This is a genomic window from Bacteroidales bacterium (assembly GCA_014860575.1).
Lineage (GTDB): Bacteria > Bacteroidota > Bacteroidia > Bacteroidales > JAAYJT01 > JAAYJT01.
Map to the genome: position 1 here is coordinate 11,852 of JACZJK010000014.1, position 19,643 is coordinate 31,494.

A 19,643-nucleotide genomic window follows, 5' to 3' on the forward strand; every position below is an offset into this window, starting at 1 on the left:
ATATAATTTAATGACAATAGTTATGATAGGCAATTTAAAGAATCATAGACTATGCCCCCATGTGTCTCACGGCATTCTGCTGACAATTTTATTGTTATTTGCAATGTTTGGAAAGTCGTGGTCGCAGGATATTACTGGAGTAGAGTATTTTTTCGATACTGATCCCGGTTATAATGCCGGTACCCAGGTGCCTTTGAGTCCACCTGATTCCAATCTCAGTAATTTCAATTTTAATATAGATATCAGCGGACTGGAAGATGGGTTTCACAAATTATTTGTGAGGGCAACAAATGAAGATGGAGTATGGAGCTTTACAAACAATCGTGCATTTTATAAGAACACGCTAAGCACGCCGTTCTACGATTTGTCGAAAGTTGAGTACTTCCTGAATACTGACCTGGGACCAGGTAACGGCACGAATGTTCCGTTTACACCCGGTCCTGTAATACCATTGCTTGATTTCACTATTGATATAAGTGGATTACCCGATGGGTTTCACCAGCTTTACGTGCGCACTAAGAATCAATTTGGCCAATGGAGTTTTGCTAATCAAAGGCCTTTTCTGAAGCAGGTAATCAGTTTGCCCGATCCTGAAGTTGCAGCGGCTGAATATTTTCTTGATGCTGATCCAGGAATAGGGCAGGGCACACAAATACCTGTTAATCCAAACGGATACGACGTAACACTTGATTTTGTTGTTGACCTGAGTTCAGTACCCGAAGGGTTTCATCAACTTTATGCACGTGTGAAGGATTCTGAGGGATACTGGAGCCTGACTTCAATGCGATCATTTCTGAAACAGGCAGTTCCAGCCGGGAGCTATCCTTTGTCGGCAATTGAATATTTCATTGATGATGATCCCGGTTTCGGCCAGGCTACACAGATTCCTATAAATCCGAACGAATCCAACGTTACAATGGATTTTGTTGTGGACCTGACCTCACTAAGCGATGGGTTTCATAATTTGATGGTTAGAAGCGAAGATGCTGCTGGGTTATGGAGCCTGGCTTCGAAGCGTTCGTTTGTTAAGCAATCCATCGTTTTGGAAAGCCTGCAACTTACACGCATAGAGTATTTTTTGGATTCAGACCCTGGTCTTGGAATGGGCACACAAATACCCAATACTCCTTCAAATGATGTAACAGTAGTAAACCATATCATTGATATTACTTCACTTGACGAAGGATTGCATAAATTATTTGTGAGAACCGAAAATGAATTAGGTGTGTGGAGCTTAACAAATGTTTGGCCGTTCTATAAGCAAGGATATACTGCATCGCTGCCAAATATTACTGCTGCCGAATATTTCTTAAATAACGATCCGGGAATTGGACTAGGAATTTCAATCCCAGTACCTGGAAATTCATCGGATGAAGAACTAAGTTTTATTGCGGATTTGACAGGTCTGAACCCGGGGTTCAACAAACTTTTTGTGAGGACAAAAGATGCAGATGGAAGGTGGAGTATGAATAATATCCATACTTTCTATAAAACACCCCTTACGTTAACACTTCCAGATCTTGTGTATGCCGAATATTTTATAGATGATGATCCGGGCATGGGCCAGGGCATCAGCATTCCGATCCAGAATCCGGGACCAAACCTGACGGATATTGTCTTTGAGATTGATGAAACCCAACTCATCATGGGCAACCACTTGCTCTTTGTGCGAACCCTTGATGAAAACGGACGCTGGAGCCTAACGCTGCTTGATCAGTTTTGCCGCACGCCCAAGCCAAATTTTGCCACCAACCCTGTATGGTTTGGGAACCCCACAACCTTTACTGATCTATCGGAATTCACCGATGAATTCACGCAATATTTTTGGGATGTTGATGGTAATGGCACAACGGATTACACAAGCAACACCGGTTTCAACCATGAATATGCAGCGCCGGGAACCTACAATGCGCGACTAATCCTGATATCACAGGAAGGTTGCTCCGATACTATTATGAAGCCGGTATATGTTTTCACTTGTTCGCCTCCGGTAGCGTTGATGGCAGTCAACATTACCGCCAATTCGGCTACTTTACAGTGGACTCCTGCTAATATGGAACCAATGTGGGATGTAGAATATGGCCAGACTGGATTCATCCAGGGCACAGGTACGCTTATACAGAATATTCCAGGCTATGCATTGAATATTTCAGGTCTGGCTTCTGCAACCGGATACGAATTCTATGTGCGGTCATCTTGCTATCTGGAATCCTGGAGCTCCTGGGCCGGCCCAGCAACCTTTACCACGTTGGAAGGCGAGCCCTGCGAAAATCCTACCGATGGCGGTTCAATTGCAGCTTCGCAAACCATTTGTGCAGGAACTTATCCCGATTCGTTTACCAGTATTGAACCAGCAACAGATTTCATTGGTGATTTGCAGTATCAGTGGCAAATATCTGATGACAACGTCTCGTTTTTTAATATTGGTGGGGCCAACTCAGAGAGCTATACCCACATGAGTATTATTACAAATACGATGTGGTTCAAACGGCTTGCAAAGGTTTCCTGCGAACCAAACTGGAACGGTGCAGCCGAATCGAATGTTTTACAAATAGATGTTGAACCTTCGGGTCAATACCGTAGCCAGGCTTCCGGCGACTGGAACAACCCGGCGACCTGGGAGTTTTTTAACGGAAGCCAATGGGTTGATGCCATTGATTATCCCGGAGAAAATCCTGGTTCCTGTCCGAACACGCTCGTAACCATACTCAATGCACACACTGTAACCGTTACGACGAATATTTCATTTGGCAATATCGTTGTGAATGGTGGTGGAACGCTGGAAGTGATCAATAATGTTGTTCTTACATTGCCAGCTACAACCAACCTTACAGTTTACGGTACATTGGTAATGCATCCTACTGCCGTTGTTAGCGGCGCAGGTAATTTTACGCTTGCTTCCGGTTGCACCTTTTATGTTGGTTCAGTTCATGGTATCAATATTAATGGTCTGCTGGGCAATATCCAGGTGAGTGGCAGCATTGTTTATGCTGCTGGTGTTCATTACATTTATAACTGTGGTGCGAACCAGCTTACCGGCGATGGGATCGCACAATACATCCCGGCAAGTATTACGATTAATAATCCCGGGTTCACAGTTACCTTGTCGGTTTCTATTACAATCAGTGGCAGTTTTAGCATCGTTCAGGGAACTTTTGATGCCAATAATTTTGACATCACCCTTGGTGGAAGCTGGATCTGTACTGGTATTTTCATTTATGGAACTTCAACAGTGTATTTCAATAGCATTGGCAATGTTTATGTTGATGGCGGAAACTTCTATAACGTAGTTTTCGGTGGTTCAGGCTCGATTACTGCAACAGGATCGTTGATTTTTTACGGAAATGTCAGCATTACCGGATATTTCTACGCCGGTTCCTACAACTATACAGTGTATGGAGGCTGGATTGTTACCGGAACATTTGCTTATGGAACCTCAACCATCTATTTTGCATGTATTGACGATGTGGACATTGGCGGCGGAAGCTTCTACAATGTTGTATTTTCCGGTTCGGGAACCATAACAGCAACCGGCTCATTTACAATTTACGGCAACTTCACCATCACCGGATATTTTATCGCCGGATCATACACCCACTACGTTTATGGAAGTTGGGTCAATAATGGCACATTCATTTATGGTAACTCCACCATTTATTTTGCCTGTGTTGGTGATGTTTATATTAATACCAGCAATTTCTATAACATTATATTTGGTGGAAGTGGAACCGTGACTGCAACCGGACCATTAAACTTTTATGGGAACGTTACCATTGAGAACCACTTTGATGCGGGAACTTTCACACATGTGGTGTATGGCAACTGGACTGTAACCGGTATCTTCGTTTACGGTACCTCTTCCATTGATTTCCAGGGATCAGGCAATGCACTGATAGGAAGTAGCAGTTTCTATAATGTGTGTTTCTGTGGAAGCGGAACCAACATCGCTACAGGCTCGCTGACCTTTTACGGAAATGTGGATATCAATGGGCATTTCAATGCCGGTTCGTTCACGCATTATGTTTATGGCAACTGGACACTCACAGGCATATTTATCCATGGAACATCAACGATTGATTTTCATGGTTCGGGAAATGCATTGATAGGTTCAAGTAATTTCTACAATGTGATTTTCTGTGGCACCGGAACCAACACCGCAACAGGTTCGCTCACTATTTACGGGTATGTGAATATAACCTGGCATTTCAATGCCGGATCTTTCATACATTATGTATATGGCAACTGGACCTTAACGGGTGTATTCATTCATGGAACTTCAACCATTGATTTCCAGGGATCGGGCAATGCATTGATAGGAAGCAGTAATTTTTACAATGTGTGTTTCTGCGGAAGCGGGACCAATACTGCCACAAGTTCGCTGACCTTCTACGGAAACGTGGACATCCACGGGCATTTCAATGCCGGTTCGTTCACGCATTATGTGTATGGCAACTGGACATTGACCGGTATATTCATCCACGGAACCTCAACGATTGATTTTCATGGATCAGGCAATGCCTTGATAGGTTCAAGTAATTTCTACAATGTGATTTTCTGTGGAACCGGGACCAACACCGCTACCGGCTCCTTGACCATTTACGGGTTTTTGAACATTACCTGGCATTTCGATGCCGGATCTTTCACACATTATGTATATGGGAACTGGACTTTGACGGGTGTATTTATCCACGGAACATCCACCATTGATTTTCATGGATCAGGGAATGCATTGATCGGAAGCAGTAATTTCTACAATGTGTGTTTCTGCGGAAGCGGCACCAATACCGCTACCGGTTCGCTGACCTTCTATGGAAACGTGAACATCCACGGGCATTTCAATGCCGGATCTTTCACACATTATGTTTATGGCAACTGGACACTTTCTGGTGTTTTCATCCACGGAACATCAACGATTGATTTCCACGGCTCAGGAAATGCATTGATAGGAAGCAGTAATTTCTACAATGTTATTTTCTGTGGAACCGGGACCAACACTGCCACTGGTTCGCTCAGCATTTACGGATACGTGCATATAACCTGGCATTTCAATGCCGGCCCCTTCGTGCATTATGTTTATGGAAATTGGATGAACAATGCTGTTTTCATTGCTGGCACAAGTACGATCCACTTTGTTGGAAGCATCGTGCAGACCATCAGTGGCAGCGTTCAACCCGTGTTTTATGGCTTCACGGTGAATTGCACCGGTGGAATTGTCATAGAAACCAACATTACCATAAACTATATGTTGACCCTGACTTTGGGCATTGTTACGACCGGCAACTACTCAATCTGGTTAATCCCTGCCTGCACAATCACGGGAGGCTCAACAACTTCGTATGTAAACGGAAGGCTTATTTGGGGATTTGTCAGCATCGGCTCGAAATATTATCCGGTAGGCACAGCGGGTATCTATCGTCCCGTAATGTTTAACTGCCTGAGCCTTGTGGGCACAAGCTATGTTGAAGTGGAAGCGTTTGAGGGAATTATTCCCGGCACCATCCCAATTGATGCCGAACCATTTGCCGGATGTTATTGGGATGTTTCCCAAATCGGGGGTACTGATTTCACGTGCTCCTTAACATTGAACGACCCGCAATTTGTACCGGTGAACCTTGTCTGGATACTGCAAAGCGATGGTGTGAATGTGCAAGCGTTTAATTGCACGGCGCCCAACTATACCAACATTGTTCCTTTCACACTTCCTGGGTTCTTTACATTGGCCGAGCTTATTTGCCTCGAACCGGTTGTGGAATGCCCTGATGATATGTTTGTGTTACTTGCTGCTTCTGCATTTGAATTGACCAGTGCTGAACCTCAGGGTGGAACTTATTCCGGCGAGGGTATAAACAGCGGCCCGATGGGTGGATACTTCTTCTATCCTTCCAATGCGGGTGAAGGCGATCATGTGATCACCTATTCATACACTGACCAGCAAACCACATGTACGAACATTTGTACATTCATCATCACAGTGAGTGAATGGCCGCTCAATATCAGTTTAGAAAATATGAACCTTGGCAATCGTGTTGACACTTGCTTTGCAGCACTTCAGGTCATCACCATTGCAGGGAACGGGACTACCTTTACACTTCAGAGCGGTGGTATAGCTGAATTTGCAGCAGGCCAGCGGATTGAAGTAAAAGATGGTACTCATATCTTGCCAGGAGCCTATGCGCTGTTCCGGATCGAAACCAGTGATGGATATTGCAGCAACCCGAAAACGATCCTAACTGTTAGTGATGAAGAAAATCAGGTAGCTGAGTATGATAATATTAAATCAACTATTGCTTTCAAGGTCTTTCCAAATCCTACAAGCGGAAGGTTCATGCTAGAGTTAATGAATGCAGAAGAATCCTCTAATTTACTGTTAGAAGTATATGGCATAATGGGAGAAAGGATCACAACCCAGTTTCTCTTTGGCGAAAACCAACATGAACTTGATATTTCGAACATGCCCAATGGAATCTACTTTATCCGGACGGTGCAAGGCGATAAGGTTGGGTTTGAAAAACTGATAAAGCAATAGCGTTGGCTAATCTCTGATCCTGATTTTTATATCTTTATTGTTAATAAAAAGTTGCCGGTCTGAAATTTTTCAGGCCGGCAACTTGCTTTATCCCGGAAAACGCAGTAGAGTTATTCTGTCACATTCCAGATTTATATCAAACTTTTGCAGGTAAAATTTCCTTGATAAACGGGTATTATATCGTGCATTTGCATTTTGAGGCCTGCTTATCACTGTAATATCTTTGTCCGCGTGTTGTTTTCGGGTTAGAGCATTGTGCTTTCCTAAAAAGAAATATTATTCCTCCGATTTGCATTTTTTTCAATAACAATTTCAAATAATTTAAATTCAGTATTTTATGAAGAAGATTACAATTTTTTTTCTGTTCATTTCTTTTATGGGATTGGCACAGCTGGCTTCATCTCAGCACAGGGGACCGGAACCTGTAAACCATGAAAAAGAAAAGCTTTTACAATTGGCTGACTCATTACACGCAAAACATCTAAGGCAAAGAGCCGAAGTAGAAAAAATGGCCCTCCAAAATGGTTGGTCAATCAGGACTGAAAGCGAATTCGGTGAAACCGAATATCAATACATAGATGAACTAGGAATGCCACAGGCTTACACCACTTATAACCTGAATTCTGCCATTACTACTGGAACCAATCAGCTATGGCCGGGAGGAACAACAGGACTTAACCTTAACGGAAATGCTTACCTGATTGGAATCTGGGATGGTGGAGGTGTGAGAACCACCCACCAGGAGTTCGGAGGTCGGGTAACAATAATTGATGGCGCTTCATTAAGCAACCATAGCACCCATGTAGGAGGAACCATGGTAGCCAGCGGAGTTCAGAATGCAGCACGGGGAATGGCCAGTCAGGCAACTTTGCGCTCGTACGATTGGACTGACGATTATGCTGAAATGGCTACTGAAGCTGCTATAGGCTTAACTTTATCTAATCACTCCTACGGCTGGAACCGGGGGTGGAACTCTTCAGGGGGAAATATGTATTGGTGGGGCACAACTTCTATCAGCGCTACTGAGGATTATTTATTTGGCTTTTATGACGCAACAGCCAGGGATCTAGACATAGTTGCAGTGAATGCGCCCAATTATCTTATAGTATGGGCGGCAGCAAATGATAGAGACGACACCTGGTCAGGCGGGCATTATGTGAGAGATGGTGGTGGAAACTGGGTGTGGTCAACAGCAACCAGGGATCAGGACGGAGGTGCCGATGGGTTTGATTGTATCCCGCAGCAAGGCATTGCGAAAAACATTCTCACTGTTGGTGCTGTGAACGATATTCCAGGAGGTTATTCTAATCCGGCGGATGTCGTAGCAACTGTTTTTACAAGTTGGGGCCCGGCAGATGACGGCAGGATCAAACCCGATATCGTAGCCAACGGAGCATCTCTTTACTCAACAAGCAGCGCAGGAAATGCTTCATACACTACAATGTCTGGTACATCTATGGCTTCGCCAAGCGTGACAGGTACACTCGCTTTGCTACAGGAACACTATACAAATGTCAGAGGCAGGGCTATGAGTGCTGCCGCATTGAAAGGGCTCGTAATAAATACAGCCGATGAAGCCGGTCCAAACGATGGGCCTGACTATATGTTTGGCTGGGGATTGCTTGATGCAGTGGGTGCTGCTGAAAAGATCACCCAGGATGATACAGAAGGTGGTTTGATTGTGCAGGGTGTTCTTAATAACGGCCAAACAATTGATTATACTTACTATAGTGATGGTTCGGAGATCAATGTAACATTGTGCTGGACCGATCCTGCCGGAACCCCGCCTGCCGCTTCATTGAACCCATCAGCAAATATGCTTGTAAACGACCTTGATTTCAGGGTCATCGGTAGCGCAACCTATTTACCGTGGCAGGCTAACCGTACTTTTCCTTCGTCGCCAGCTTATAAAAATGATAATACCAGGGACAATGTTGAAACGGTAAATGTAAAAACGCCTGCCCCTGGGTTTTACACATTGCGTATTAATCATAAAGGCGCTCTCACCGGAGGCCAGCAGGAATATGCAATGATCATTAGCGGCTTAAATGTCCCTCCTGCCGAAACATACTGTGATGCCCGTGCCACAAGCACAAACTTTGAATATATTTCCAGGGTACAGTTTGGTTCAGTAAATAATTATAGCAGCCGTGCCCCTGGGGGATACCATGATTACCGCGGGCTGGTCACCTCATTGAACAAAGGCAGTAACCAGACCCTTACAGTAACAATGCCAGGAGGAGCAGCCAGCTCATTGGGCAGAGTGTATATTGACTGGAACCAGGACGGTGACTTTGCCGATTCAAATGAAAATATCATTCTGGGAAGCGGTGCAGGGCCAACCTACAGCACAACAATTTCCGTTCCTGCCAATGCTTTGGGTGGGTACACAACCATGAGGGTTAGGGTCGGTTTTAGCACTGTTCCACCGGCATGTGGCAATGTTACTTATGGCGAAACAGAGGACTACACCATCAGGGTGGTTGGAACTCCAGGCCTATGGACCGGAACAAAAAGCAATGATTGGTTTAACCCCAAAAACTGGCACGATGGCAATGTGCCTACGCAAACAGTGAATGTTACTATTCCATCATCAGCCCCATATCAACCGGTTATAGGTGATGGTAAAACAGCACGCTGCAATGTGTTGGTAATTCAATCTGGTGCAGTGCTGACACAGAATTCTATAAGTTACTTTTATGTTTACGGAAATTTTGATTCAGATGCCGGTCAGTTTATCATGAATGGTTCGACTTCTTATCTCTATTTTGCCGGAACAACCAATACCTGGTGGGACGATGATAATGAAAATGACATCTATACTAATATCAGAGTTTTGAAAGATGTTCCTACGGCCACGCTAACCATGTGGCAGGATATGACCTGCAGCGGAACATTTGAGGTAAGGGAAGGTATTTTCGCTATTGATGCATCATGGACCTTGACAGTCACAAATACATCTACAAGTGCCTTTAGGGTTGAAGATGGGGGAATCCTGCGCCTAAGTGGAGCAAAAAGCATTGACATTGCCGGAAGGGTATATTTTGCGAATGGAAGCAATACCGACATAACCGGTGGTACTATCAGATGCAAAGCGAACTTCAGGGTTGATAATAATACTTCCTATGATATTTCTCTTACAGGCGCAACGCTTGTTTTGAATGGTGCCGGTAGTCAGCTTATTGAAGACCTTGATGGGGGCAGTCTTCAGCTTCATCATCTCATCATTGATAAACCTGGCGGAACCGCATCTATCGGAAATGCAAATCTTAACATTGCCGGAAACCTCACAATTCAATCAGGGCCATTTAGTCTGGGCGGATATGCATGCAATGTAGCAGGCACAACTGATATTTATGGTACGCTGGTTATGACAAACCCAGCAAATAACCTTACAACCGGGATTATCGACTGGAATTCTGGCTCAACTGCCAATGTAACGGCAGGTAATTTTTATGTGAACACTATGTGGGATTTCAAAGCAGGTTGCAACGCGCAGATCACTCCGGGAAATACCGCTTATGTCCGCAATATGCAATACCCTACTGAATCAACAGCTCATTTCGGGAATTTGGTCATTCAGCCCCTATCTGCAATAACAGGTAATGGCGAAGACCGTTCGATTTACCCGGTGAATGTTGCTGGCAATATGACCATTCTAACCGGTGCCAGTTGGGGATTTAATGGCCCTTCAGGTATGGTAGTAAGTGGAAATTCAATAATTCAAAATGGTGCCACCCTTAGCTTTTACTCATCAGCAGTGTTTAATACGTCTGGTTCCCTGGATATTTCCGGTACCCTTTCCTTGAATTCATCAGCAAATTCCCTTGTCAACGCTGGATTTTCCTTCCCGGCAAGCGGAACAATAAATATTGACAATGCAACTTTTATCAGCGATAATGCTTTTACAGGTGGGTGGACAACTTTGAACGGTTCATTCAATATGGCAAGCGGATTGTTTGAGTTAACCAACAATGCTCCTAATTTCACTGCATCTGCCTCTACCAGTATAGGTGGTGGGATTGTTAGGGCAGGTGTTACCATGAGTGCGGACTTTCCAAACTTTAACCCTACAGGAGGTGTTGTTGAAATTACTGGAGTATTCGACGGAAATCTCTTTATGGGGCCAGGAAGTTCGTTTCATGATCTGACTTATAATTCGGTAAGTGGGAACACGTTGTTTTATCAAAATAACATTACCGTAAGAAGGCACTTAACAATTAGCGCCGGAACGGTAAGACCACAAAACAATACCCTGGTTCTGAATGTCGGTGGAAACTTTACCAACAGCAGCCCTCACACCGGATATAATCCATTGCAGGCGCTTGTCGTTTTCAATGGCGATGGAGCAGCAAATCACCAACATGTGAACGGTCCAATCAACTTCTATGATGTTACCAATGCTAAAACCGGTGGCGGTGAACTCAGGTTTACTGGCGCCGCAAACATTGCTAACAATTTTATTGCGAACAATGTCAATGTTGTTTCAGGTTCCGCGCTAAATGTGGCTGGTTTACTTGACTTATCAACCGGTCAGCTCAATTTAACCAATGCAGGACCCAATGTGACTGTGAACAACTTCACTATGGGAGGAACACTTGGTGTTGCCGGTGGAAGCTTTGTATGTACTGATGTTACAAACAATGGGATATTTGGAACTATCAACCTTAGCAATGGCTTAATTACTTTACACCAGGATCCGGCACAATGGACAGATTTACGAGGTACTTTCACAATAAGTGGAGGAACCTTTGAAATCGTTGGAGGCAACGGACAAAGTTGGTGGGCTTTTGGTGGTACACCAACACATGTGCAGATCACAAACGGAGTACTCGATTTTATTGACAACGGTATTTTTATTGAGAATGGTGTTCCGCTAACAACAGCTATAAGCGGTGGAACAATTAAGTCCTCAGGTTCGATTCTTATTAATCATCCCAACTTCAATCCAAGTGGTGGCCTTACCGAATTATATGGTAGCGCCGACAGAGTTATTTACACAAATAATAATTCGCATTTTTACAACCTGCGGGTGAATAAATCCGGAGGATCGTTACTCGGTTTTGAGAGCTCGGAAGATGAACAAGTATCTGATAATGTAACCAGAGATCTGAATTTGGATAATCAATCCTCTGATTTGAACGAAGGCGACAGGCCAAAATTTGATTTTCCGTCAGGTAGATCCGGAAATACTGTCTTAACGAACGGTGTTGTGAAAATAATTAGCAATCTTAACGTTGACGCAGGAACTCTTGTGATAGGGAATTCAGTAACCAATGGCGGCAATGCGACGATAAATGCCGGAGCAAAGCTTGAGTTTAACCCATCCGGTTCATTGGCTATGGGCGCATCAAAGGCGCTCACTGTCAATAATGGTGGCGTACTTGAACTGAATGGCACGCTTAGCGATCAGCCTAAAATATCAAGGATATCAGCTGGCAATTTTGCATTCAATATTGAAAGCGGCGGAACAATCGGAGCGGAGTATGCCCTGTTTGAACACATGAATACAAGTGGCATCAACATTAAAGCAGGCGCCATTGTTGATCATTCAAAGGCTTTTCATTACTGCACTTTCCGCAACGGGCAAAGTGGGGGAAGGCTTCTGACCATCAACAATAGCCAGACTTTTGCTGTGAATTATGCTAATTTCCCTAACAATACTTGGGGAGGCAATTACAATGTTTATAAATCGGTAACTGCAGGAGTCGTTACTTTTGGTGGTTACACTGGTTTATTCTCGGGTGAGACCAATGAATTTGACCCTAATAGCCGCCTGCATTGGGGTGGTGAGATCGCACCAATGGTTAGCCTGCAAGGAGTGGATATCGTAAACGGCCAGGAATTATGTTATGAGGCCACAAACACACTTACAATTGCAGGAGGTGGAACCACTTTTGATGTTCAGAATGGTGCAGTTGTGAACCTTGTTGCCGGGCAGAAAATATCAATGCTTGACGGAACACATTTCCACAATGGTTCATACGTTCTTGCACGCATTACAACTACCAGCGATTATTGCGCATTACCACCGGCTTTGCTCGCATTTGGTGAAGAAAAATCAGAAGATGCTGAAATTACAACTCATTTGAACGAAGAATCAGGACTCTTCAGGGTTTATCCTAACCCAACCACCGGTCGGTTCACAATTGAATTATCTGAAATTGCCAAAACCGTAATGGTTGAAATCTACGGTGTGATGGGAGAACAAATCCTGAGGCAAGAAGTGTCTGGCTTTATGATGTATGAATTAGACCTTTCGAGCCAGCCACGCGGAATCTATATTGTTCGTGTGCTGAGCGGAGATGAATTGGAAATTCAGCGGGTGATCAGGCAATAAGCTGACTGCTGCCCACAGTGCTTTAATAGAAGGATACAAAGTTTTTCATTACCACCCATCAGAGACTCGCTGATGGGTGGTGGTGTTTAGATCAGTATTTCGTAGGATATATTTCCTCTTCTGGCTGGGAATATATCCTATTGCTATGTATTGTAATGAGTTATGGCTGTAAGTATCTTTATAAATTGTAATTTAATGAAAAACAGCGAGTATTTGAAATGATGCAAAAAAGCCATTGCTTGGATGTAAGAGTGCTGATTTTGTTAGGCTCCCTTATTTCAAATACATGTCTATTAATCCAAAAACCAAATTTATTATGATGCGAAAAATTACCCAAACTTTTCTGCTGAATGCAACACTAAGCCTGTTGCTCAGCCTTACTGTACAGGTTACACATTCCCAAGCTTTTGATCACGTAAGTGTTGAAGCTGTTGAGGATACCATGCCAGATTGGTATGTACAACCGGATGCGCCTGTGTTTTATTCATCACAAAGTGCCTTGACCGGAACAGAAAGGCACACACTGGATTCATTATCATCTCAGGAGCGAAATCAAATCGAACAGGAAGTTAGTCCACCGGCTATTGGCGTTTACAGGGAACTTCAAGCCCCTATACAATTTGATTTGAGCAAAGTCCTGATCCCTGCATCTGGTGAGATCACTGTTGCAGGTGGAAGGCTCACAAGAATAGATAATGAATTAGTAGTATGGACCACATTCATACAATCTTATAAGGCTGATGAGCTAAGAATCCACTTCTCGGAAGGATACTTTCCGCATGGTGTAAGTGTAAACTTGTTCAGCGAGAATGAACAGGCTTTAAACCAATCAGATCTTATTGGCCAGATTGATGAATATGGTTTTTATACAACTTCTGTCTTTTCTGACAATGTATTACTTCAGGTTGTAATACCAGTTGACCTGATTGATGAAGAACTATATTTTACGATCTCAGGTGTAATTCACACGGACAGGAAGTATATCATACTGGATCAGCCTGAGGATTGCTATGAAGATGCAAGGTGCTCGTATGCAAATGGCTATGCAAACATTCACATTTTGAGAGGAAGTACAGCACAACTTACTTTTTTAGTGGGGGGCTTGTATTATATATGTACCGGTGGCTTGTTGAATGATACAAGACCCGGGGATCTGCAGCCTTTCTTACTGACTGCCAATCACTGTTTTAGTTCACAAACTTCAGCTGCATCTCTCGAATCAAGGTTCGACTTTTATACGCTTAGTTGTAATGGTTCAACAAATACCAACACAATTCTTATTAATGGTTCGAACCTGATAGCTACAAACAGTCAAAGCGATTTTACACTGGTTCTGTTGAAGGCAAAACCGGGTGGAACCAGGTACTACCTGGGTTGGAGCACAGCCGCTGTGTCTAACAATACCACCTTGCACTCGGTTCATCATCCTAGTGGAACGCCGCAAAAATACTCCCGTATGCAAAATAAAACATCCCCCGGATGGACATGCACAGGCTTAAGCACAACCAATTATCATTACACTACAAAGCTTGGTGGACAAACATTAGGTGGCAGTTCAGGAGCGCCAATAGTTAATGCCAGTGCACAAGCGGTTGGCCAATTATATGGTTGGTGTTACCTTACCGCAGACAGATGTGACTTTTCTGAATTCTATGATGTGTGGGGGAAATTCAGTGTATCGTATTCAAACAATAATCTGCAATACTGGTTGAATAGTGGTGGGTCAAGTGTGGCAATGTCAACATCACCTGCATCTGCGCTTAACTTTGGAACCAGGAATATTGGCACAAGCACGACTTATAATGTTAATGTATACAATACGGGTACAAGGCCTAACTATCTGAACCTGGAAGCAGGGTCGGCTAGTATCAGCGGTACCAATTCCAGCCAGTTTTCAATTGTCGGGTCTTCATCACTTTACCTGGCGCCGGGAGAATCCGGGGTCATTCAGGTAAGGTTCTCTCCAACCAGCAACGGTTATAAAACCGCTACCTTAAATATCCCTCACAATGCAGATAATATTTCCAGTCCACGAACCATCACTTTAACCGGTCATGGTAATCCTTGTTCTGATGCAGTAAATCTGAATAATGGTGGTGTGGCAAATACAGGCATTTTTTCAAGGAGTGGTACAGGCTCATGGCATACTTCCGCTGCATCAGATTGTGGTTTCACCTGCCCCGGCCGTGAACGTCTTTTCTATTTTACCGCTCCTTACACCGGCACATATCAGCTACATGTTACCTCAACCAATAACACCTGGGTAGATTATATGTACAGGTCAGGTTCGTGTTCATCAACAGGCTGGACGTGTATTGATGATGTTTTTAGCCCGGGAGTTTATGGCTCAATGTCTTTGACTGCAGGAACCACCTATTATATATTGCTGGATTCCGAAACTACAGCAACTACTTCACATAATTTTTACATTGGTACTCCAGGCAGGTGGGAAGGTACCGGAGGTTCCGACTGGTCCACGGCAAATAATTGGTATAATGGCATCGTTCCTGATGCAACAACCAATGTTACCATTGTATCCGGCAAACCCAATTCCCCGGTAATTGGCGGCGGGAATAATGCATATTGCAACAACCTGGTACTTTCTTCAGGCACACTGCTTACCCAGAATTCGACAAGTTACTTCTATGTTAACGGCAACTTTGATTCAGATGCCGGACAGTTTATAATGAATGGTGCTACTTCATACCTTTACTTTGACGGTACATCCAGCACATGGTGGGATGACGACAATGAGAATGACACCTATACACATGTACGGGTTCTTAAAGATTTGCCGACTACACAGGTAATGATGTGGCAGGATATGACTTGCAATGGCACATTTGATGTTCGTGAAGGAAGGTTTGCCATAGATGCCTCATGGACTCTCACTGTTAATAGTTCATTCTCAGTTGAAAGCGGAGGGATCTTGCGGCTTGCGCCAGGCAAAACAATTGACGTTGCCGGTGGAGTTCGATTTCTTGATGGCAGCCAGTCCGATATTACCGGGGGAACAATCAGATGTGGCGGAAATTTCAGGATAGATAACAACGTCTCCTATGACATTGCATTCACTGATGCCACTGTTATCCTGGATGGTTCTGGTAGCCAGTTAATTCAGGATTTAGATGGCAACAGCATCCACCATCTAACCATTAACAAACCTTCCGGCACCGCCACAATTGATCAGGCCAACCTGAGCATTTCAGGCAATCTGATCATTGAAAACGGAACATTCAGCCTTGGTACATGGACCTGCGATGTTGCCGGAACAACAAACATCAATAATGGTGGAACACTGGCCATGAACAATGCCGGAAACAATTTTACAACGCCAGTTATATTCTGGAATTCAGGCTCGAATACGAATATTACGGCAGGTACCTTTAATATTAGTAATATCTGGGATTTTAACGAAGGTACAAATGCTCAAATCGGAACAGGCAACACGGCCTACATAAATAATATGTACTTCCCCGAAGAATCAACAGCCCATTTCGGGAATCTTGTTGTTTCACCCGGGGGTGTGTTGCTTTCGGGAGATCTGAGGGCAATTTATCCTGTTAATGTTGCCGGCAACCTGACAATAAAAAATGGCGCCAACTGGACTTTTCCCGGTCCCTCTGGAATGATTGTCAGCGGCAATTCGCTCATTGAGACCGGAGCATCATTATCATTCAACTCGAATGCAGTTTTCAATACATCAGGATCACTTAATATTTCAGGAACCCTTAACGTGAACTCAGGTGCATCCTCACTATTGAACGGGGCCTTGATTTTCCCGTCAACAGGTTTGCTCTCCATTGCAGATGGAAGCTTTATTAACGACCTACCTGATACCGATAACTGGACATATATTCACGGAACATTAAATATGAGCAGCGGGCTGTTTGAACTATCGAACAACCATCCTCAATTTATGGCTACTGCAGCCACAAATATTTCCGGTGGTGTCTTTCGGATAGGTGGTGCATTTGCTGTTAATAACCCAGGAATTTTCCAGCCTACTGGAGGCACTTTTGAAATTACCGGAAATAATTCAAACGGAGCTATTTATTTCAACACCGGCAATAATTTTCACAACCTGGTTGTGAACCGGGGGCCAAGTGCATTTTCCATGTTTGTTACCAGCGATCCGGTTACGATCCAGAACAACTTCACAATCGAAAACGGTATGTTCCGAACCGGATCCGTGGCAGTTTCGGTTCAAGGCAATGCAACAATCAACTCAAATGGTATTCTAGCGCTTGATGGCGTAGGTTCGTTACTTATGGGAGCTTCTCAATCGCTGACAGTTAACAACGGCGGCTTGCTTGAACTTAATGGTACGATTACCGATCAGCCTAAAATATCAAGGATATCAACAGGCAATTATGCGTTCAATATTGAAAGCGGTGGGACAATCGGAGCGGAGTATGCCCTTTTTGAACACATGAATACAAGTGGCATAAACATTAAACCAGGCGCCATTGTTGATCCTTCAAAGGCTTTTCATTACTGCACTTTCCGAAACGGACAAAGTGGCGGCAGGCTGCTGACCATCAACAATAGCCAGACTTTTGCGGTTAACTATGCCAGTTTCCCGAATAATACATGGGGAGGCAATTACAATGTTTATAAGACCGCAAATTCCGGGGTCGTAAACTTTGGCGGTTTCAGCGGATTGTTCTCAGGCGAAGCTAACGAATGGGATCCTCACAGCAGAGTTCATTGGGGCGGTGAAATTGCTCCCAATGTTACCCTTGAAGGAGTGGAGGTTGGTTCAGGACAGGATATGTGTTTTGAAGCAACAAATACATTGACAGTTGGTGGAGGCGGGTCAACCTTCCTGGTTCAAAATGGAGGAAGTGCGAACCTGGTGGCTGGCCAGAAAGTAGTTATGCTTGATGGAACCCGGGTTTACAGTGGGGGATATTTGCTTGCCCGAATCACAACCACCGCCGATTACTGTGGTTTACCCCCTCCAATCCTGGCAGTTCTTGAAGAAAAACAATCGGCCTTGGAAACAACACCTGAAACTGTAGCAACTGAGACCTTCTTCAAAGTTTATCCTAACCCAACCACCGGCAGGTTCACACTTGAATTATCGGAAATTGCCTCAACCGTTATGGTTGAAATCCACGGTGTAATGGGCGAGCAAATCCTGAGGCAGGAAGTATCGGGCTTCATGAAGTATGAGTTTGACCTTTCAAGCCATCCACGCGGAATTTACATAATCCGTGTTCTGAATGGAGATAAAATGCAAATTCAGCGGGTGATCAGGCAATAGACCAGTTAATTTTACAGGATTTTTGTTACTTTACTTTCTTAAAATTGCCGGTTGGTAAATTTACCGACCGGCAATTTTTTTTCTTTTTTATCCCCTTCTGCTGACGAAGCAATTTCCAGCACTTGCTTACTTAATTATACATAGCTCAGCGATTTAATTCTACCTGGCGTAAAACTATAGCAATGTGACAATTTCTTGCAATATTGGTACTGGTTGTTGATGTTTACAGTTTGTTTAACTATCTGTATAACAATGTATTTTTAACAAAATCTTAACATTTTATTATGGAGCATTATAGAAAATCGAGTGTTAATAATGGTCTTTGTTTATCTCTTACTAAACAATTAAATCAATTAAACCCTAACGTGCATGAAAACAGTTACTTTTAATGCAACCCTTCTGTTGTTTCTTAGCCTTAGTCTTTGGTCGTTAAACCTGGTTCAGGCGCAAACACTGAACCTCTCCTCATTTTCAACCAACGGCACAGTGAACGTGATGGTTGAGGATGATGATAACATATATATTGGCGGAAGTTTTTCCCAGGCCGGTTCTCGCGGTGCGGGTATTGCCTTGGTCGATAATAACGGAAAAGTTATTCCGGAATTCAATTCCCTGGCTGCTGATGTCAATGCCATTATTCCCGATGGATCGGGAGGCTGGTATGTTGGTGGTTCATTTTCAAATATACAGGGAAAGAATCAACTACTTCACATCCTTCCGGATAACACTATCAATCCGGTTTTTAGCCCGGCGCCAAACAGCACTGTCCAATCACTTTACTTGCATGGCTCCACTTTATACGTGGGTGGGTGGTTTACACAGATTGGTGGCCAGCCCAGAACTTATCTTGCTGCCCTGAATGCAACTTCCGGCGCTGCCACATCCTGGAACCCGGTTTTAAACAGTGCGGTATACAGCATTCAGAGGAATGCTGATATTGTTTCTGCCGGCGGTACTTTTACCCTTGTAAACGGCCGTTCTCATAATTATTTCGCCATGCTTGATGCAAACACTGCTGAACTGGTTTCTATTATGGCGGTAAATTCTACCGTTCATGCCATTGAACAGGATGCCGACAATATTTATCTGGGCGGTTCTTTTAGTGGCGCTCAAGGCCTGCTATCAAGATATGGCGCTTTGCTAGGCACCGGAAGCGACTTGCCTGAAAATAATTTTCCTATACTAAATTCTACAGTACATGCCAGCATACCTGATGGTGCAGGAGGTTGGTATGTAGGCGGTAGTTTTTCCGGTGTAGGTGGGAAGAATTACCTTATTCGCGTGCTTGCAAATAACACGGTTGATCCAACCTTCAGCCCTGCGCCAAATAGCACAGTTCTATCGCTCTTTCTGCATGGCTCAACTTTATACGTGGGTGGGTGGTTTACACAGATTGGTGGGCAGCCCAGAACCTATCTTGCTGCTTTAGACGCAGGTACCGGGGTTGCCACTTCCTGGGCGCCTAATCCCAATAGCATTGTCAACAGCATTTCCAGACATAATAATAC

Annotated in this window: 4 protein-coding genes; all 4 read left to right on the forward strand. The window is 43.9% G+C overall.

From position 1 onward, the window contains the following. Window positions 1-22 precede the first annotated feature (22 nt). Window positions 23-6,526 carry a T9SS type A sorting domain-containing protein gene (locus IH597_02970; protein MBE0661405.1) on the forward strand — a complete coding sequence of 2,168 codons (6,504 nt, stop codon included), beginning with the start codon at window positions 23-25 and terminating at the stop codon, window positions 6,524-6,526. Window positions 6,527-6,863: 337 nt separating this feature from the next. Further along, window positions 6,864-12,866, forward strand: a complete 6,003-nt coding sequence (locus IH597_02975) for a S8 family serine peptidase (GenBank protein MBE0661406.1) — start codon at window positions 6,864-6,866, stop codon at window positions 12,864-12,866. Between the two features lie 316 nt (window positions 12,867-13,182). Continuing rightward, window positions 13,183-18,135, forward strand: a complete 4,953-nt coding sequence (locus IH597_02980) for a choice-of-anchor D domain-containing protein (protein ID MBE0661407.1) — start codon at window positions 13,183-13,185, stop codon at window positions 18,133-18,135. A 369-nt stretch (window positions 18,136-18,504) separates the two neighbouring features. After that, the coding region (locus IH597_02985; protein MBE0661408.1) for a hypothetical protein at window positions 18,505-19,643 on the forward strand (1,139 nt) is incomplete at its 3' end.